The 19,115-nt window shown below is 64.3% G+C and carries 15 protein-coding genes, 1 tRNA gene and 1 pseudogene; 6 read left to right on the top strand and 11 right to left on the bottom strand.

Annotated elements, in window-relative coordinates; translation table 11 throughout:
* Positions 1–294 precede the first annotated feature (294 nt).
* Complete coding sequence (locus P9228_RS08840; protein WP_067329198.1) at positions 295–1,545, top strand: SRPBCC family protein; 1,251 nt, start codon at positions 295–297, stop codon at positions 1,543–1,545.
* A gap of 10 nt (positions 1,546–1,555) precedes the next feature.
* Here P9228_RS08840 and lipB read toward each other — a convergent pair whose 3' ends face one another.
* The gene (gene lipB, locus P9228_RS08835) at positions 1,556–2,299 is read right to left on the bottom strand and encodes a lipoyl(octanoyl) transferase LipB (RefSeq protein ID WP_278053046.1); all 744 of its coding nucleotides are present in this window, start codon (positions 2,297–2,299) and stop codon (positions 1,556–1,558) included.
* Positions 2,300–2,539: 240 nt separating this feature from the next.
* Here lipB and P9228_RS08830 point away from each other — a divergent pair.
* Positions 2,540–2,624: transfer RNA gene (locus P9228_RS08830), tRNA-Leu, on the top strand.
* A 145-nt stretch (positions 2,625–2,769) separates the two neighbouring features.
* Here P9228_RS08830 and P9228_RS08825 read toward each other — a convergent pair.
* The 7 genes from P9228_RS08825 to P9228_RS08795 form a co-directional block, all read right to left on the bottom strand.
* Positions 2,770–5,454 carry a phosphoenolpyruvate carboxylase gene (locus P9228_RS08825; RefSeq protein ID WP_278053045.1) on the bottom strand — a complete coding sequence of 895 codons (2,685 nt, stop codon included), beginning with the start codon at positions 5,452–5,454 and terminating at the stop codon, positions 2,770–2,772.
* 66 nt (positions 5,455–5,520) lie between these two features.
* Entirely contained in the window at positions 5,521–6,489 is a 969-nt protein-coding gene (locus P9228_RS08820) for a D-glycerate dehydrogenase (protein WP_127239922.1), read from the bottom strand.
* 88 nt (positions 6,490–6,577) lie between these two features.
* The gene (gene sucD / locus P9228_RS08815) at positions 6,578–7,477 is read right to left on the bottom strand and encodes a succinate--CoA ligase subunit alpha (RefSeq protein WP_067001220.1); all 900 of its coding nucleotides are present in this window, start codon (positions 7,475–7,477) and stop codon (positions 6,578–6,580) included.
* A 13-nt stretch (positions 7,478–7,490) separates the two neighbouring features.
* Positions 7,491–8,678, bottom strand: coding sequence for a malate--CoA ligase subunit beta (locus P9228_RS08810; protein WP_278053044.1), 1,188 nt, complete (start codon positions 8,676–8,678; stop codon positions 7,491–7,493).
* Between the two features lie 17 nt (positions 8,679–8,695).
* Positions 8,696–9,658 carry a CoA ester lyase gene (locus P9228_RS08805; protein ID WP_278053043.1) on the bottom strand — a complete coding sequence of 321 codons (963 nt, stop codon included), beginning with the start codon at positions 9,656–9,658 and terminating at the stop codon, positions 8,696–8,698.
* Positions 9,659–9,668: 10 nt separating this feature from the next.
* On the bottom strand, positions 9,669–10,859 hold the full coding sequence (locus P9228_RS08800) for an aminotransferase class V-fold PLP-dependent enzyme (protein WP_095778527.1): 1,191 nt from the start codon (positions 10,857–10,859) through the stop codon (positions 9,669–9,671).
* Positions 10,860–10,980: 121 nt separating this feature from the next.
* Positions 10,981–11,604: a response regulator transcription factor gene (locus P9228_RS08795; protein WP_278053041.1), complete on the bottom strand. Its 624-nt coding sequence runs from the start codon at positions 11,602–11,604 to the stop codon at positions 10,981–10,983.
* 391 nt (positions 11,605–11,995) lie between these two features.
* Here P9228_RS08795 and mgtE point away from each other — a divergent pair, with 391 nt between their 5' ends.
* Both mgtE and P9228_RS08785 read left to right on the top strand, forming a co-directional pair.
* Positions 11,996–13,414 carry a magnesium transporter gene (mgtE, locus tag P9228_RS08790; protein WP_067329211.1) on the top strand — a complete coding sequence of 473 codons (1,419 nt, stop codon included), beginning with the start codon at positions 11,996–11,998 and terminating at the stop codon, positions 13,412–13,414.
* A gap of 144 nt (positions 13,415–13,558) precedes the next feature.
* Positions 13,559–13,945 (top strand): MerR family DNA-binding transcriptional regulator, encoded by a 387-nt coding sequence (locus tag P9228_RS08785; RefSeq protein ID WP_040969921.1) that lies wholly within the window; start codon positions 13,559–13,561, stop codon positions 13,943–13,945.
* Positions 13,946–14,149: 204 nt separating this feature from the next.
* Here P9228_RS08785 and P9228_RS08780 read toward each other — a convergent pair whose 3' ends face one another.
* Both P9228_RS08780 and P9228_RS08775 read right to left on the bottom strand, forming a co-directional pair.
* Positions 14,150–14,629 (bottom strand): isoprenylcysteine carboxylmethyltransferase family protein, encoded by a 480-nt coding sequence (locus P9228_RS08780; protein WP_067329213.1) that lies wholly within the window; start codon positions 14,627–14,629, stop codon positions 14,150–14,152.
* Entirely contained in the window at positions 14,626–15,627 is a 1,002-nt protein-coding gene (locus P9228_RS08775) for a DUF1624 domain-containing protein (protein WP_095825698.1), read from the bottom strand. The genes P9228_RS08780 and P9228_RS08775 overlap by 4 nt, the downstream gene beginning before the upstream one ends.
* 226 nt (positions 15,628–15,853) lie before the next feature.
* Here P9228_RS08775 and P9228_RS08770 point away from each other — a divergent pair.
* A pseudogene (locus P9228_RS08770) lies at positions 15,854–17,052 on the top strand (MFS transporter).
* Here P9228_RS08770 and P9228_RS08765 read toward each other — a convergent pair.
* Entirely contained in the window at positions 17,021–18,220 is a 1,200-nt protein-coding gene (locus P9228_RS08765) for an aromatic ring-hydroxylating dioxygenase subunit alpha (protein WP_127215867.1), read from the bottom strand. The pseudogene P9228_RS08770 and the gene P9228_RS08765 overlap by 32 nt on opposite strands.
* A gap of 141 nt (positions 18,221–18,361) precedes the next feature.
* Here P9228_RS08765 and P9228_RS08760 point away from each other — a divergent pair, with 141 nt between their 5' ends.
* On the top strand, positions 18,362–19,048 hold the full coding sequence (locus tag P9228_RS08760) for a gamma-glutamylcyclotransferase (protein ID WP_095780833.1): 687 nt from the start codon (positions 18,362–18,364) through the stop codon (positions 19,046–19,048).
* The last annotated feature ends 67 nt before the right edge of the window (positions 19,049–19,115 follow it).

Below are 19,115 nucleotides of genomic sequence, written 5' to 3'. Positions count from 1 at the left end.
TTCTTCGATCGTTGACATTCGAACAAAATTAGAACAAATTGCGAACATATTAACAACAGGAGAGAGTTATGGCCGATCTGGTTCAGGATGTCGTCTCGCTGGTCTGCATGAGCACCTTTCTCATTTCCATGGCGATCTGGATTGGCGCCATGTGAGCAGGGGGCTTCGCGCCGCCGCCTTGGACGGACGAAGGGTGCGCTCTCTGTTTGGGACGGGCACGAGCCCGCCCGTTGTTAAGCTTTTCTTGGCCGCACCCCCGCTAGCTTGCCCCGCAAAGACAGGGAGCAAAGGGCAGTGTCGGTCATCGCCACGGTCACACTCGTGGCCGGAAATCTCGGACTGATCTTTCTCTTGATGACGGTGCCGCTCGGGCTGCGCACGGTTACGGTCAGCCGCGTGATCGAGGCTGACCGGAATCGCCTGTGGCAGGCGCTGTGGCCGTTGGGCAGCGACGCCGGCTGGTCGGGTGAAATCCTTTCCGTCGAACCGCTGGACGGCGAGGGGACGGCGCTGATCAAACTGTCCTGGGAAGGGCGCGACGGGCGGCCGATCGAACGCAAGGCGCGGTTCGACGATGTGGTGGAAGGCAGCCGTTTCTCGATGCGCGTCGTTGAGGACACGGCTCTCGATCCCTCGTTCTGGGCCGACTATCGCGAAACCACCGCGCTCGCGCCCGAAGGCGATGCGACGCGCGTTACGCTCACGCAAACCGACCGCTATCGCGGCGTCGCCTTCCTGATCTTCCGCTACTTCGCCATGCGCCGCGAGCTCGCCAAGTTGCAGGTCTGGGCGAGAACCGGAACGTATCGCAGGGGCGGCTGGTTCGAGCATCCGGTGAGCCAGATAGGCTTTGCCGTGCTTTCGGCCTTCATCCTGTGGCCGTTCTTCGGCCTCAACCTCGGGGGACTGGCGCTGGCTGTCATCCTAACTTCGGTGGTGGCGCTGCACGAGCTTGGCCACATGGCGGCATTCCGCCTGACGGGGCATCGCCGGGTGCGCATGATCTTCATTCCGTTGCTCGGCGGTATCGCCATGGGCGGCAGGCCGTATGACAGCCGCTTCGAGGTCGCCTTCGTGGCGCTGATGGGTGCGGGCTTCTCCGCTTTCCTTGTGCCTCTGCTGATCGCCGCCAGCGGCCTTGCCGGCAGCGAAGGACACCGCCCGGCGGCAGTGCTGCTGGCGACGCTTGCCGGCTGCGCGTCGCTGTTCAACATCGCCAATCTGGTGCCGGTGTGGAAGTTCGACGGCGGCCAAGTGCTGCGCCAAATCTGCCCGGGCCCGATCGCGCTGGCGCTTGCCTCCTTCCTGCTGCTGTTCGCGTTGCTGGCGCTCGGCTGGCGCGCCGGCTTCTCGCCAAGCTTTCTGCTCGTCGCCGGCGCGGTGTTCTCGGTCCTCAGCCTGCTCACGGTCGGCAGCGGCGTGAAACCGCGTCACGAGCTGAAGCCGATCCACGCCTTCGATCGCCTGGCCATGGCCGGCGCGCTGCTGGCGGTCTTTTCCATTCACGGCTATGGCGTGCTCTGGGCCTCCGCGCAACTGATGTAGCCGCGCCGGATTACCCTGCATTTCGGGCCGGCTCGGCGACCGCGGCCGCGGCAGGCCCGAACACGTCCTCGAAGGCGGATTTCAGCGCGAGATCGAGATCGGCCATGGTGACCGGAAGGCCGAGATCGACGAGGCTGGTCACGCCATGGTCCGAAACGCCGCAGGGCACGATGCCACCGAAGTGGGAAAGCTCCGGCTCGACATTGATGGCAATGCCGTGAAAGCTTATCCAGCGCCTGAGCCTGATGCCGATGGCGGCGATCTTGTCCTCGGCGGGCCTGCCGTCAGGCATGGCAGGGCGATCCGGCCGCACCACCCAGACGCCGACGCGATCCTCGCGGCGCTCGCCGCGCACGTTGAAGGCGGCAAGCGTGCCGATGATCCACTCTTCGAGCGCGGCGACGAAGGCGCGGACATCCTCGCGCCGGCGCTTCAAGTCGAGCATGACATAGGCCACGCGCTGGCCGGGGCCGTGATAGGTGTATTCGCCGCCGCGTCCTGCGGCGAAGACGGGAAAGCGGTCAGGGTCGATGAGGTCCTCGATACGGGCGCTGGTGCCGGCGGTGTAGAGCGGCGGATGCTCGACCAGCCAGACCATCTCGCCGGCAGCGCCATTGCGGATGGCCTCGGCGCGCGATTCCATGAAGGCGAGCGCGTCGGGATAAGACGTCAGGCCGGGCTCGATGACCCACTCGACCGGCGCCGAACCGGGAAGGGGCAGGAACGACGTGGCGATCTGGCTGCGTTCTGTCATGGAACTTTCTCGATGCTCCCCTCATATGGCGGCAATTAGCTGAAACGTCCAGTTTCGGCCGGCCCGTGTCGAGGCTGTGGAGCATTGCGCCAGGAGCTTTGTCTGATGCATGTCGTTCTCCCAAAACCGTCATGCACTTTTGGGCGACATGCATTAGCGAATATTCCGCACGGCACCCTTGTTTCGCCGGAAACGATTTGCTACAGGCCCCGGGCCGGACGGTTCCGGCTCCTACCACGTGCGGTCGTGGCGGAATTGGTAGACGCGCAGCGTTGAGGTCGCTGTGGGGCAACCCGTGGAAGTTCGAGTCTTCTCGACCGCACCATTCTCCCCCAAAAAGGCACTGCTTGGATGAGCCCGTGAGGCGGCGCGTCCGACGTTCTGCGGGCCAAAACAAAAGCGGCGCCAGATCCTGCGGACCGCGCCGCCGCTTTGGGTTTCAAGCCCTTCCGTTCTGAAAAAAACCGGGCCTATCCCGTCCAGCCGAGGCCGGCCGAGATGCAATTGATCGAGACGAGCAGGGCGTCGGTCGTCCGCCTTCGATCCGCCGTGCCGGGACTGGTCCGAACCTCGCGCAGCAGATCGACCTGCAGGCGGTGGATGTCGTCCATCTGTCGCCGCAGATTGTCGAAACGCCGCTTGAACATCGGAAAGCGCGCGGAAAGATCGCCGCCGGTGAGGTCACCGATCAGGCGTCGCGTCAGCTCGTATTCGGCTCCGATGCGGCCGTAGATTCGCCAAGCTGCATCGGCGTCGGCTACCAGGCCGGCGTAGAGCTGCGCGGTCTCCATGTCGGACTGGTAGAGCGTCTTCTCGGCCTCGTCGACGATCAGACGGAAGAAGCGCGAGCGCTCGAACATGCGGGCCAGAAGCTCGCGCCCGGCCTCGCCGCGCACCGTGACGAAGGCGTTCAGCGCGCTGCCGATGCCATACCAGCCGGTCAACAGATGACGGTTCTGGCTCCAGGCGAACACCCATGGAATGGCGCGCAGGTCGGCAATGCCGCTGGCGCCGAAACGGCGATCCGGCCGTGAGCCCATCTTCAGCAGCGCCAGTTCCGCAACGGGGCTCGCCTGGTTGAAATAATCGAGGAAGCCAGGCTCGGCCATCAACCGGGCATAGGATGCCTGCGACATGCCTGCCAGAGCCTCGAGCGCTTCGTCGAACTCCGGCGTTTCCTTCGGCCCGACATCAGCGGGCGATCCGACACTGTGGGCCAGAACGCCGGCGGCGAGAACCTCGAGCTGGTTGAGGCCGGTGCCGCGATTGGCGAATTTCGAAGAAACGACCTCGCCCTGCTCGGTTACCCGCATCCTGCCGGCGACAGTGCCCGCCGGCTGCGCCGCGATCGCCCGGCCGGTCGGCGCGCCGCCACGGCTGACGGAGCCGCCGCGACCGTGAAAGAAGCTGATCCTGACCTTGTGCTTGCGCCCGATCGCGGCAAGGCGCTTTTGTGCTTTCGCCAGTTCCCAATTGGAGGCGAGGAAGCCGCCGTCCTTGTTGGAATCCGAATAGCCAAGCATGATTTCCTGGCGCGCGCCAAAATCGCGCACAGTCCGCCGCACCAGCGAAACGCCGAGCAAATCATTCAGGACGGCAGGAGCGGCCTGCAGATCGGCGATGGTCTCGAACAATGGCACGATGCGCAGCCTGATCGTGCCGCTACTACCAGGGGCGGTCGAAAGTCCGCAATATTGCGCCAGCAGATAGACCGCGAGCAGGTCGTCGGCCGAGCGGGTCATGCTGAGCACGAACGAGCCAACGGCGTCGGCATCCGCGCCCGAATTGTGCCTGGCGATGACAGAGAATGTCGAAAGCAGTTCGGCCGCCTCAGGCGAGAGCCGGCCTGCGTCGATCTCCGGTTGCTCGCCCTGGCTGAGGCTTGAGCGGAGGTGCGCCGACCATCGCGGCGTGCCGGGTGAGACCGGGTCGGCCGGATCTGTCAGCGCAAACAGCTCGGCCAGCACCCGGTTGACGACCGTGGAGTTCTGCCGGATGTCGAGCGAGACCGTACGGAAGCCGAAGCTTCCGGCTTGCCAGATGAGAGGCTGGACGAAGCGCCTGGCGACCGCGCGCCCACCGATCGCTTCGAGAACGGAAGACAGTGCGTTGAGATCGGCACGAAACGCCTCCGCCGAGAGATATGCCGCCGTGCCGCCGTCGCGCGTCGCCGCCAGCCGGGCAAGCATGGCCGAAGCGAATTGGCGAAGCGGTTCATCGGGGTTGCGGGCGGCAATCGCTTGCGCCTGTCCGCTTTTATCAAGCGCCGTTTGCAGCACCGGCTTAAAGCCCGGCGGCAGGTCGATGACGTTGGAGCTGGCGCTGAGCACCGTCACCAGCCGCTGCACCTGCGTCAGATACCAGCCCATGCCAGTATTGCGGTATTCGGCCAGGGCATGAGCGGTGACTGCGGCCGTCACATTCGGATTGCCGTCGCGGTCGCCGCCGATCCACGAGGCATAGCGCATGAAGGACGGGATTCTGATCGGCTCTCCCGGATAGTGGCGCTCGAACGCGCCTTGAAGCTTGCCGTAGAGCTGCGGCGTTGCCTCGAAGATGACCTCGCGAAAGAAGTGCAGGCCCCAGGCGATTTCGCCCTCGACCGTCGGGCGCTCAAGTCGCAGCTCGCCCGTCATCCACAGAAGCTCGATCTCGCTTTCCAGATCGGCGACCAACAGGTCGCGTTCGCGCGGCGCCCAGCGCGGCTGGTCGAGCTCGGTCAGCTTGCGATAGATGCGGCGATGGATCTCCAGCACCGTGACGCGCTTGGCCTCCGTGGGGTGCGCGGTCATGGTCGGCCCGACACATAGCTCATCGAGCGTGGCCTGGACTTCCCCCGCCGAGCGGCCGTTCGCCGCCATCTGCGCGACCACGCTGGCGAAAGACCCGGGCACCTCGTCGGCGCCCGCGCCTTGTTCGAGTTCGCGCCGCGCCCGCATGGCAAGCAACTCGTCGGCAATCGTCAGCAACTGGAACCACACGCCGCTCGCCTGAAGCGCCGGGATGCGCTGTTCCGCGGCGAGAGAGACAAGCGACCGACGCCCGCTCAGAACGGCGGCGACCTCGGGCTCACGAGCGCTTGCGACCTGAAGCAGCAGGCGCAACAGGAGGCTGCGCTCGTCCTCGCGAAATTTGATGCGTCTGCTCTGTTCCAAACCGCTTTCCTCGGCTGCATCGATTGCAACTGCAGCAGCGCCTTGAATGGAGGGCGGCGCCGGCTGTCAGGCGACCCGATCGGGGACGGGGCGGCCCTCGAAGAAGGCGGTCAGGTTCTCCACCACCTTCATGCCCATCGCCACCCGCGTTTCCTCGGTCGCGCTGCCGAGATGCGGCAACAGCACGACGTTCTCCAACTGCTTCAGCGCTTCCGGAACGGCGGGCTCGTCGGCAAAGACGTCGAGACCTGCACCTGCGATCTCGCGCCGTTGCAGTGCACCGATCAGGGCATCCTGGTCGACGACGTCGCCGCGCGCGGTGTTGATCAGGAAGGCGCCGCGTTTCATCAACCCCAGGCTTCGAGCATCGATGAGATGGCGGTTTTCCGCGCCGCCCGGACAGTGCAGCGAGACGAAATCGGATGCCGTAAGCACATCGTCCAAAGTCGGCAACTGCTCCGCGCCCATAGCGCGCGTCTCGTCATCATCGACCGGCGACCGGTTGAAGAATACGATCTTCATGCCGAAGCCGAAATGCGCGCGCCTGGCCGTCGCTTTGCCGATGCGCCCCATGCCGACAATACCCAAGGTCTTGCCCGACACTTTTGCCCCGGCCATGTGGGTCGGCGACCAGCCTCGCCACTCTCCGGCTCGCAGCTGCCGCTCGCCTTCGCCGGTCCGGCGCGCGACGGCCAGCATCAGGCTAAGTGCAAGGTCGGCGGTGCAATCCGTCAGCACGCCAGGCGTGTTGGTCACCACGATGTCGCGGTCGCGGGCTGCCGCGACATCGATATGGCTGAAGCCGACGCCGAAATTGGCGATGATGCGGGTGCGGGCGGCGTTCTCGGGAAATACCGCAACCGGCAAGCGGTCGCTGACCGTCGCCAGGATCGCGTCGAAATGCGCGAAGGCGGAAGTCATCGCGGCAGGGCTCAGCGGCTCGTCGCTGTCGTTGAACGTCGTGTCGAAGCGTTCGGCGAGGATCGCTTCGACAGCCGCCGGCCATCTGCGGGTGACAATCAAACGCGGTTTCATCGAGTTTCCTGCTGATCGACGGGCCGCCGCGACGTTTGCGGCGGCCCAGACTTCACATTTTGTGGACTATGCGGCCGTGGCCCGGCCGTCACGCCGCCTTCTTGGTCCGCGCCAGCGTATCAGCCACGACCTCGCCGAAGGAGGCAGGCGTCGGCACGATGACGACGCCTGCGTCTTTCAGGATCTCGACCTTTTCCTGCGCCGACTCGCCGAAGGCGGAGATGATGGCGCCGGCATGGCCCATGCGGCGGCCCTTCGGCGCCGAGAGCCCGGCGATGTAGGCGATCAGCGGCTTTCGCATGTTGTCGCGCGCCCAGATCGCGGCTTCGGCTTCCTGTGGTCCGCCGATCTCGCCGATCATCACCACGGCGTCGGTGTCCTCGTCGCGCTCGAAGAGCTGAAGGATATCCTTGAAGGACGAACCATTGATCGGATCGCCGCCGATACCGACGCTGGTCGACACACCGATCCCCAACGCCTTCATCTGCGAGGCGGCCTCGTAGCCCAGCGTGCCCGAGCGCCCGACGATGCCGACGCGTCCGGGGAGATAGATGCTGCCGGGCATGATGCCCATCAGCGCCTGTCCGGGCGTGATGACGCCGGCGCAGTTCGGGCCGACGAGCCGCATGCGGTCTTCGAAGCGGTATCGGCGCATGTAGCGCTTCACCTGCATCATGTCCTGGGAGGGGATGCCGTCGGTGATGCAGACGCAAAGCTTAATGCCGGCGTCCGCCGCCTCCATGATCGAATCGGCGGCGAAGGGCGGCGGCACGAAGACGATGCTCGCCTCGGCGCGGGTCTCGCGCACAGCACCCTTGACGGTGTTGAAGACGGGCAGGCCGAGATGCGTCTGGCCGCCTTTGCCGGGGGTGACGCCGCCGACCAGCTTGGTGCCGTAGCGCTTCATGTCGTCGGCGTGGAAGCTGCCGATCTTGCCGGTGAAACCCTGGACGATGACGCGCGTGCTGCGGTTGAGCAGGATTGCCATTTCTCGACCTCCCTCAGGCTGCTTTCTTGTTCTTGGTGGCTTCGCGCCAGGCGGCGACGGCCTTTTCGGCGGCTTCGGCCAGCGTGTCGGCGACGATCACCGCCTCGCCGGAGTCGGCCAGGATCTTGCGTCCTTCCTCGACCTTGGTGCCGGAGAGGCGCACCACCAGCGGCACGTCGACGCCGACCTCGCGGATCGCCTTGATGACGCCTTCGGCGACCCAGTCACACCGGTTGATGCCGGCGAAGATGTTGACCAGGATGGTCTCGACATTCTTGTCGCCGAGCACGGCGCGGAAGGATTTCGCCACCCGCTCGGGCGAAGCGCCGCCGCCGATGTCGAGGAAATTGGCCGGTTCGCCGCCGGCGATCTTGATCATGTCCATCGTCGCCATGGCAAGGCCTGCGCCGTTGATGATGCAGCCGATATTGCCGTCCAGCCCGACATAGGAGAGACCGCGATCGCTCGCAAAAGTCTCGCGCGGGTCTTCCTGGCTCTTGTCGCGCAGTTCCGAGATTTCCGGGCGGCGGAACAGCGCGTTCTCGTCGAACGACATCTTGGCGTCGAGCGCGACGAGGCTGCCGTCGCGGGTCACCACCAGCGGATTGATCTCCAGCATCGAGGCGTCGTAGTCGCGGAACACCTGGTAGCAGCCGAGGATGGTCTCGGTGGCCTTGCCGATCAGGTTGCTTTCAAGTCCGAGGCCGAAGGCGATCTCGCGCGCCTGGAAGCCTTGCATGCCGACGCCCGGATCGACGGTGGCGCGGATGATGGAATCCGGCTTCTTTTCGGAGATGTCCTCGATCTCCATGCCGCCGGAGGCCGATGCCACGATCATGACGCGCTCTTCCTTCCGGTCGAGCACGAAGCCGAGATAGAGCTCCTGCGCGATGTCGACGGCTTCCTCAAGATAGAGGCGCGAGATCAGCTTGCCGCGCGGGCCGGTCTGCTGGGTGACCAGCTTGCGGCCGAGCATTCCCTCAGCGGCGTTGGATATCTCCTCGTCGTTGGAGCAGAGCTTGATGCCGCCGGCTTTGCCGCGCGCGCCGGAATGGACCTGCGCCTTCAGCACCCATTTCGAGCCGCCGATCTCGCGCGCTCGGTAGGTCGCCTGCTCGGGGCTGTAGGCAAGGCCGCCGCGTGGCACGTGCACGCCATGACGGGCGAGCAGTTCCTTGGCCTGGTATTCGTGAATGTCCATCTTGTCCTCCCGGTAATCTAATGCGCTGCGCTATGCGTCTGGCTGGCGCGCTCGATCGCCTCGCTCACCACCAGAACATTGCGCGCCATGCGCTCCGAGGCAGCGTCGATCATCTTGCCGTCGAGCGCCGCCGCGCCCTTGCCGAGCGCCTCCGCTTCCTTGAGCACCTCAAGGATGCGGCGGGCGCGCGTGACCTCCTTTTCCGGCGGCGAGAAGACGTCGTTGGCCAGAGCGATCTGCGAGGGATGGATCGCCCATTTGCCTTCGATGCCGAGTGCGGCGGCGCGCCTGGCGGCTGCTGTGTAACCTTCGGGGTCGGAGAAATCGCCGAACGGTCCGTCGATGGCGCGCAAGCCATAGGCGCGGCAGGCGACAGTCATGCGCGACAGGGCGAAATGCCACTGATCGCCGGGATAGTCAGGGTTGAGGCCGCCGATGCTGACGGTGCGCGCCTTGTTGCTGGCGGCGTAATCGGCGACACCGAAATGCATCGCTTCGAGCCGGCCGGGCGTGGCGGCGATCGCCTCGACATTGGCCATGCCGAGCGCGGTTTCGATCAGCGCTTCGAGGCCGACCCGGGTGTTGAAACCCTTGGCCATCTCGATCTGGTTGACCATGGCCTCGACCATATATAGGTCCGCCGGTACGCCGACCTTCGGCACCAGGATCGTGTCCAGCCGGTCGCCGGCCTGTTCCATGACGTCGACCACGTCGCGGTACATGTAGTGGGTGTCGAGGCCGTTGATGCGCACCGATACGGTCTTGCCCTTGGCGCGCCAATCGATGTCGTTCAGCGCCTGGATGATGTTCTTGCGCGCGCGCTCCTTGTCGGGCGGCGCCACCGCGTCCTCGATGTCGAGGAAGACGAAGTCGGCGGCACTGTTCGCCGCCTTGTCGATCATTTCCGGGCTGGAGCCGGGAACCGCCAGCTCGCTGCGCTGGAGCCTGAGCTTCTTGAGGTGGTTGATGGTGTGGCTCATCGTCCGTTCCTCACGCCGCCTCGGCGACCGGCATTGCGGCCGTGCGCCGGAAATGCTCGATCGCAGCCGCCACGCCCGAGCCCGGCGCCAGGCGCACGCCGCAATCAAGCAGCGCCATTTCGGCCGCCGACAGCGAGGCGCAGACCATCACCTCGTTCAGCCAGCCGAGATGGCCGATGCGGAAGACCTTGCCGAAGACCTTGTTGAGGCCGCCGCCGAGCGATGTCTGATAGGTGCGGTAGGCGCGCTTGACGACGTCGCCGCTGTCGATGCCTTCCGGCACCAGGATCGCGCTCACCGTATCGGAGTGCCATTGCGGCGCCTTGGCGCACAGCTTCAGCCCCCAAGCGTCGACCGCCTTGCGCACGCCTTCGGCCAGGCGATGGTGGCGCGCGAAGATGTTCTCCAGCCCTTCCTCGGCGATCAGGTCGAGCGAGGCGCGCAGGCCGCGCAGCAGCTGCGTGGCGGGCGTGTAGGGGAAATAGCCGGCGTCGTTGGCGCGGATCATGTCATCGAAGGAGAAGTAGCAGCGCCGGTGGGTCGCGACTCGCGACGCCGCCAGCGCCTTCTTGCTGACCGACAGGAAGCCGAGGCCGGCGGGAAGCATGAAACCTTTCTGTGAGCCGCTTACCGCGCAGTCGACGCGCCATTCCTCCTGACGGAAGTCGATCGAGCCGATCGACGAGACCCCGTCGACGAAGAGGAGCGCTGGGTGGTTCACCGCATCGAGCACCGCTCGGCAGCCGGCGACGTCGCTGGTAACGCCGGTCGCGGTCTCGTTTTGAGTGCAGAAGACCGCCTTGATCTGGTGCGACTTGTCCGCCCGCAGCCTTTCGGCGTAGAGGTCGAGCGGGACGCCGGTTCCCCATTCGCAATCGATGACGTCGACGTCGAAGCCGAGGCGCTCGGCCATATCGACCCACAGATGCGAGAACTGGCCGAAGCGCGACATCAGCACCCGGTCGCCCGGATTGAGCACGTTCGTCATCGCCGCCTCCCAGGCGCCGGTGCCGGACGACGGATAGATGAAGACGCGGCCGGTCTCGTTCTTGAAAACCTTCTTGATGTCCTCGAACAGCGGCAGCGTGAGATTGGGGAAGGAGGCGGCGCGCATGTCTTCCATCGGCAGGTTCATCGCCTGCCGGACCTCTTCAGGAATGTTGGTGGGTCCAGGGATGAAAAGATGGGTAAACCCGGCCATGCGCAAACTCCTCCTACGTTTTGGGATGCTGGAGGAAGTTTCGTGTCGATGGCGCCGAGCAACAACACCTTGCCGGGTAAGTTGTCGCCACGCGCGGGTAGGTCGAGCCTACCCGATCCGCCTACCCGAAAGGCGATTTGGAGCCGCGTCTCCTCTCGTTGGCATAGAGCGCGACAGCCATGGCGCGGTTGCGCACGTCAAGCTTGTCGTAAAGATTTTTGAGATGGTACTTCACCGTGTTCTCGGAGATCCCGGTGCGGGTCGCGATCTGGAGATTGGTCCAGCCATCGGAAAGCACCGCAAGCAATTCGCGCTCACGCACGGTGAGTTGCGACAGCGGCGTATCGTTGACCTTGTTGATGTCGATGTAAGGGATGCAGATGCGCCCATGCGCGACCGCCAGGATCGTCTCGAATATGATCGAGGGATCGTCGAACTGAAAGCAATAGCCCTGGGCGCCGAGCCGCACGCACTGCTTCAGGATGCCGATGTCATGATCATTGGAAAAGACCGTGATGCGCAGGTCGAGCTTGCGGTTCTGGACTTCCGCCAGGACATCGGCGCCATCCATGTCGGCGAGCTTCCAGCCGATGACGGCGACGTCGAACCCGGTGTTCGCCGCCAATTCCAAGAATTGCTTGCCGCTCGGCACGGAGCTCAACAGCTCGAAACGCCCGTCGCATTCCAGCATCTCGCGAAGCGCAGACACGACAAGCGGATTGCGCTCGGCGACGATAACACGCACGCGCTGCTCGCCAACTGCTTCGTTCGTTTTCCGGGACTTGAGGTTCAAGGCCTGCCGATTGTCCTGTCGATCTCGCGCTTGCCGATCCACCTGGACCTGCATCATGGCAATTCTGCCCCAACAGCAAAAGGGCGCTCTTTCCGCAGCGACATGCGCTGTCGCGGCGGCTGAACCCGCAAATGCGGCGCGACCCGCCCTTACCGGGAGGCGTCGCGGGGACATTTCTCTGAATATTCCGCGCGCTACGGCTATATTTTCTCAGGACGAATCGTGTCTCGACCCTATCTGCCGCATAAGCATCGGATTTCCCGAAATGCGGTTTCCACTTTTCGGGCTCATGCTCTAGACCTGATTCACACCCTTTCCGGATTGCTGTTGGCGGGAGGCGCTGGTGGAAGGCCAGGACAGAGAGACGACCGGCGCCAGGACCGTCGAGGAAGGCGGCGCCGACATCTATGGCGAGGACGGCGCCGTCCGTTCTGCCTTCCTTGCGCAGATCGGCGCGGCCATCGCCGATCGCGACACGCTCATCTTAAAACGCGAAGTCGACGACCTGCATCAGTCGGAACTCGGCGATCTGCTGGAAGCACTCCATCCCGAGCAGCGCCGCGCGCTGGTCGAATTGCTTGGCTCGGATTTCGACTTTTCGGCGCTGACAGAGGTCGATGAGGCGATCCGGCTCGACATCGTCGACAATTTGCCCAACGAACAGATCGCGCAGGCGGTGCAGGAACTCGATTCCGACGACGCCGTCTACATCCTGGAAGACCTCGACCAGGAGGACCAGGACGAGATCCTGTCGCAACTGCCGTTCACCGAGCGCATCCGGCTGCGGCGCGCGCTCGACTATCCGGAAGAGACGGCCGGCCGGCGCATGCAGACCGAGTTCGTCGCCGTGCCGCCGTTTTGGACCATCGGCCAGACGATCGACTACATGCGCGAGGACAAGAACCTTCCCGATCGCTTCAGCCAGATCTTCGTCATCGACCCGAGCTTCAAACTGCTCGGTGCCATCGATCTCGACCAGATCCTGCGCACCAAGCGCGCGGTGAAGGTCGAGGAGGTGATGCATGAGACGCGCCATGCCATCCCCGCCACCATGGACCAGGAAGAGGCGGCGCGGGAATTCGAGCAGTACGACCTGCTCTCGGCCGCCGTGGTCGACGAGAACGAGCGTCTGGTCGGCGTGCTCACCATCGACGACGTGGTCGACGTCATCCAGCAGGAGGCAGAGGAGGACCTTCTGCGCATGGGCGGCGTCGGCGACGAAGAGCTATCCGACACCGTGCTTGCGACCTCGCGATCGCGTGTGCCGTGGCTGCTCGTCAATCTGGTCACGGCGTTTCTCGCGGCCTCGGTGATTGGCCTGTTCGACCAGACCATCGAGCATATCGTGGCGCTCGCTGTGCTGATGCCGATCGTTGCCGGCATGGGCGGCAATGCCGGCTCGCAGACGATGACCGTCACGGTGCGGGCGCTGGCGACCAGGGATCTGGACATCTACAACGCCGCCCGGATCATCCGCCGTGAGGTGGGAGTGGGCTTCATCAACGGCATCGTCTTTGCGGTGCTGATCGGCATGGTTGCTGGACTGTGGTTCCACGACCCCAACCTGGGCGGCATTATTGCGGCGGCGATGATCATCAACATGTTCGCGGCGGCCCTGGCAGGCATTCTCATCCCGCTGCTGCTCGACCGCTTCAAGATCGACCCGGCGGTAGCCTCCGCCGTCTTCGTCACGACCGTCACCGACTGCGTCGGCTTCTTTGCATTCCTCGGATTGGCCACGTGGTGGTTTGGCGTTCCCTGAGACAGTGCTATAATTGACTTTTACGTAAATGCCGTGCGACGTTGCCCTGGGGTCAGATGCCGATTCCGGCACAGACGGGGTTGATTGGAGAAAGGGCGACGCTTCTGCGTGGCGATGCCTGGACGTTTGGGCGTGGGAGCGAGAATGCGGGAATATTACACGATCACAGAGCTGACGCGCGAATTCGACGTGTCCACCCGGACGTTGCGGTTCTATGAGGACGAGGGGCTGGTGCAGCCGATCCGGCGCGGGCGCACGCGGCTGTTTCGCCCGTCCGACCGGCATCTGATCCGCCAGATCATGCGCGGCAAGCGGCTCGGCTTCTCGATCGCCGAGATCCGCGAAATCATCCAGATGTACAAGGAACCGCCCGGCGAGGTCGGCCAGCTCAAGCTGATGATCAAGCGCATCGAGGAAAAGCGCGAGGACCTGCGCCAGAAACGGCGCGACCTCGAGGAGACGCTTGCCGAGCTCGACCAGGCCGAGGAGTCCTGCGTGGAGCGGTTGGCGGAGCTGGGCGTGAACACGTAGCCCGCTGACAGCCAAAGAATTCAGCTAGGCTAACCGTCGCAGACGTTCGAGATTGGCCGGAGCTTTCGAACTTCGTCATCCCACGGCGGAGCAGCCGCGAAGCGGCGTCGCGGCTTGCTTCGCCCTAGGATGTCACGGATGCTTCTGCTAATCGCCGAGGTGCGGCCCTGCTCGCACCCAGCAACCTTCATTGTCGATACAGCCTCAGATCCAGCGCCGGACCCGCTTGGCGTAATCGCGGTATTTCTTGCCGAACTTTGCCGCCAGTATCTTTTCCTCCTTCTCGATCGCCATTTTCTGCGTCGCGAAGGCAGCGAGGAAGGCAAACAGCAGGAACCATACGATGCCGGTGATGAAGGAGACGCCGATCAACAGCAGCGTATTGGCGAGATACATTGGGTTGCGGGTGATGCCGAAGGGCCCCGATGTCACCAGATGGTCGGGCTCGGCATTGGGATTGAGCGTCGTCCTGGCGCGCACCATCGCGCGGATCGCGGTAACCCAGAGCGCTGCCACGCCAAAGAGCGCTACCCAGCCGGCGCCGACGAGGATAGCGCCGAATATGTCCCCGATCCAGGGCAGCGGGTAGAGCATGCCGAGCACGACGCTCAGTGCGATCGCCACGACATAGATCACAGGTGGCCAGGGGATGATCCCGTGTCCGGGCTTTGCGATGCCTGTCATTGCTGCCCTCCTTCCATCTCGTCCTCGGTCGCGGCGGTACAAGTGCTCGCCAGATCGGCCAGATGCGATTTCCAGGCGCTGGACTGGTCGTTGCTGTAGAGCTTGTCGAGAGACCCTTCGCCCTTCAGCGTGTCCAGCATGCAGCCACAATAGCTGGAACAGAACTTGCTGTCCCGTTGCTGTTCGCACTGCGCCTGGCAAGCCGACAGGAAACCAGCGTCCTTGTCTTGTGGCGCGGCCGGCATGGCCTGCGAGAACAGCCACACCGCGCCGAACAGAAGCGGCTGGTGGATGAGATAGAAGGCGAGGCTGTGCCGGCCGATAAAAGTCAGCGGGGTCGACCAGCGGCCGGGCATCCAGGTCGCCAGCCGGGCGAGAAGCCCGGATGCCGAAGCGAGCTTGACGACCGCGATGCCGGCAAGCACTGCGCCGAACCATGGAAACAGCGGCACATAGTCGTTCGAGCGCGGGTTGGTCGGCGACAGTCCGACCCACCACAGCGCCGGATGGTCGAAGACTTCCGACCGCAGATAATAAGGCGCCGCAATCACGGCCGCGGCGACGATCGCCGTCAGCAATGTCGGCAGCCTGAGAAAAGCCAGGCCGAGCAGGCTTGCCAGCGCGATCTCGTGCAGGATGCCGAAGAAGATGAAGCCGTCCGGCGTGGCGATATAGGTGACGACCGAGATGGCGATCGCCGCACCCGCAACCATCGCAAAGCGCTTCCAGAAGCCAGGCCAACGGATATGGCGGCCATGTGCGAGGAACAGGCTGACACCGACCAGGAACAGAAAAGTCGAGGCGATGCAGCGGGCGTAGAGCTTCCACCAACCGAAGGCGGTGAGGCCCGGCGAGGTGTAGCCGAAGTTTTCGAGATCCCAGGTGAAATGATAGCTCGCCATCGCGATCAGCGCGATGCCGCGCAGGACGTCGATGGCGACGATGCGGCCGTGTTTCGGCGCGTCTTGAACGGCGACGCCGGTCGTCTGAAGGGTCATTGATCTCGCAATCCGATTCAGTCGTGCCAAACGACTATCACGGTTCGGGCGAACAACAGAGGGTGGATCGGCTGTTGCCATTCCGGCGGCATGGCAAGCCGCTTTAGGCCAGCGGCGGAAAGCCTTTGGCCGGCTTCGCTTTTCGGCCTCTCGGAGTCGGTTTCCTGCTACCGGTCCGCTACTGGTCCGGCCAGATTTGGCGAGCGATTCACTTTTCGGAGGGCCGATGTCCACCCATGTGCGCCATCCGATCTGGCTTCCGGCTCTCAGGCCCGCCGATGCGCGCACCTTCGCTTCGCTCTATGCGGTCGAATCCTTTGCTCGCGCCACATCTCCAGCGTCATCCCGATTCAGGCTTACGAGATCCTGCACAATGAGCAGATCGTCTCGATCCTCTACACCATCGTGTCGCTGCTCGGGCTGTCGGTGACGCTGTTCATGCCGATGCTGATCCGCCGCTTCGCGCGGCGCTGGATCTACACGGCCGGCTGCCTGATGCTGGCGATCGGCTCGGTGTTCTTCGTTACCCACACGCTGCCGGGACAACTCGCCGGGATGCTGTGCCGCGTCATGGGGGCGAGCGCGCTGTCCATCACGCTCAACCTCTACATCATGGACCACATCCGCAAGACCGACTTCATGCAGGCGGAATCGCTGCGCATGGCTTGGTCGATGTTCGCCTGGACCGGCGGGCCGACGCTTGGCATTTTCCTCTATACGCAGTTTGGCATCTATGCCGCGCATGGCGCGGTCGTGGCTTTCGCGCTGGCGCTGCTGGCGTTGTTCTGGACCTACCGACTGGGCGACAACCCTTCGATCCGTCCCGGCAAGAGCCGTCCGATCAATCCGCTCGCCAATATCGGCCGCTTCGTCGCGCAGCCGCGGTTGCGTCTCGCGTGGCTGATCGCCTTCGGCCGCTCGTGTTTCTGGACGACCTTCTTCGTCTATGGCCCGCTGTTCATGGTGATCACGGGCGAGGGCAAGCTTGCCGGCGGGCTGCTGGTTTCGGCCGGCAATGCGCTTCTGTTCATGGCGATCTTCTGGGGCAGGGCGGGAAAGCGCTTCGGCGGCCGTCGGACCATGGCTTTCGCCTATTTCGCCATGGCGGCGATGCTCTTCGTGGCCGGCGGCGTCGGCGCCGCCGCGCCGCTGCTCACCGCCGCCTTCCTGCTCGGCGGCGCCTTGTTCACCATTGCGCTCGACGCGCTGGGCTCGACAGCCTTCATGCGCTCAGTGCGTTCCTATGAACGAGCGCAGATGGCGGCTGTCTACCGAACCTATCTCGATTTCTCCGAGCTGACGCCGCCGCTGGTCTATTCGGTGGTGCTCTCCTTCTTCGGTCTCGGCTCGGTGTTCGTCACGCTCGGCCTGTTGGCCGCCTTCTGTGGCTTCTTCACCTGGCGCTATCTGCCGAAGTCGTTTTGACCGGCTGCAACGCGGCATGGCGCCCACGCACCCACTCGTGGAAGCGGCGCAAATCGTACTCCTCGGGCATCAGCACGCCGGCCTGGTGGCGGATCGAGTGCATGCCCTTCTGGTTGATCTCGCAGATCGCGGCGTCCTCCTCCAGCACCTGCGCGCCGAAGGCGACGATGTTGTCGATATCGGTTTGTGCCAGGGCATCGGGCGCGAACAGCCATTCGGCGGTGAGTTCCGTCTGCTCCGGCCCGAGCGGGGCGAGACGCACCGTGCGGACATAGTCGACATGGCCGACGACGAACATCGAGGGCAGCGAGGTAGCGTAGGTCTGGCCGGCGGCTCGCTCGGCCGGCGTCAGCCCGGCAAAGACCGGCCCATGGACGCGTCCGTCGCGCGACCAGGTCTCGGCGCCGGCGCGTAGGCCGCCGGAAAACTCCGGCGCATCATTATCCGCATAGCGCGCCCATTCCGGATCGTCATGCCTCGCCATCAGGCCGCGCCCATAGATCGGCACCAGCCGCGACAGGTCCTTGTGCACGCCCGGGCAATGCAGGCATTCGTTGAAGTTCTCCCAGAAGATTTTCCAGTTGCAGTTCATCACCTTGGTGAGCCGGTGCCCGGGGACGAGCGTCTCCAGCGGCCAGTTCGAAAGATCGCGGGAGGCGGAGTCGAAGGAGGCTTCCCCCGAGCCATCGGGATCCTCTGCGAGATTGATGAAGACGAAGCCGCGCCACACTGACAGCGCCACCCGGTAGAGCGGATAATTTTCCTTGTCGAAGCCTTCGGGCAGCGATTTCGATGGGACACGGACGAGATCGCCGCGCAGCGAATAGGACCAGGCGTGGTAGGGGCAGGTGAGCAGCCTTGCCTTCAGCCGCCCTTCGCTTTCCAGGCAGAGCTGCGAGCCGCGATGCCGGCAGGTGTTGTGGAAGGCGCGCAAGCTCCCGGCCTCGTCGCGCAGCACGACGACCTCCTGCGAGCCGATACGCGCGGTTCGAAAGGCAAGAGGTTCCGCGAGATCGGCTTCGCGGCAAACCATGAGCCAGCTCCGATACCAGATCGCTTCGAGATCGAGCCGGTAAGCGTCGGCTTCCCGATAGGCGCTTGCAGGCAACGTCGGCTCGAGGCTGGTGAGGCCATTGTAGCGGCTGTGTTCGCTAGGATTTGGCTGCATGAGCGGCTCCCCTTGGCTGATGACAGCCGACACCCGGGCAGGACCGTTGTCAATTGCGCGGCCATTGTCGCTTCCGGGTGCTGCCCTTAAGGTCACTTCGTAATCGCCTGCGGTTTCGCCGGCTGCCCAGGATTGCAAAGTATGCCTGCAAGAACGATGTCGCTGACCGTGGAACTGGTCGCCCGCTGTTTTCGCGCGGTCGATGACCCGGGGCCCGACCCGGATGCCGAGCATCTCGTGGACAGCGACTATGAAGCCATGCTGGATGCATTCGAGGCCGAGCTACCTGCAACCGAGCCTCTCTGGCTGTTCGGCTACGGCTCGCTGATCTGGAAACCGGAAATCGAGCATTTTGAGGAGCGCGTCGCCGTGGCTCGCGGCTGGCATCGCTCCTTCTGCATGAAGATGACGCGCTGGCGCGGCACCAAGCAAAGCCCCGGCCTGATGATGGCGCTGGATCGTGGCGGCCAATGCAAGGGCGTTGCTTTCCGCCTGAACGGTGGTGACCGCCGGCAGGCGCTGGACAGGCTTTTTCGCCGCGAGATGACGCTGAAGCCGACCAGCTACCGGCCGCGCCTGCTGCAACTCGCAACCGACAAGGGGCCGTTGAGAGCGCTTGCCTTCGTCATCAATCGCAAAGGCACGACCTATGCCGGCCCACTCAACGAAGACGAGGTGGTCGAAAGGCTGGCGACCTCGTGCGGCCACTGGGGTTCAGGCGCCGACTATCTCTACAACACGGTGAAGAACCTCGAACAGCGCGGTATTCACGACCGCCATTTGTGGCGATTGCAGCAGCTCGTCGCCGAGCGGATCGCCGGATCTTAGTCCGAAACCGGTGCCGCAATCACGCTGCGGCGTGACGGAATTTGGTTTGCCGGTCGCGACGATTCTG

The sequence above is a fragment of the Mesorhizobium sp. WSM4898 genome (assembly GCF_029625845.1).
Taxonomy (GTDB): Bacteria; Pseudomonadota; Alphaproteobacteria; order Rhizobiales; family Rhizobiaceae; genus Mesorhizobium.
This window is presented reverse-complemented; position numbering and strand designations above follow the sequence as displayed.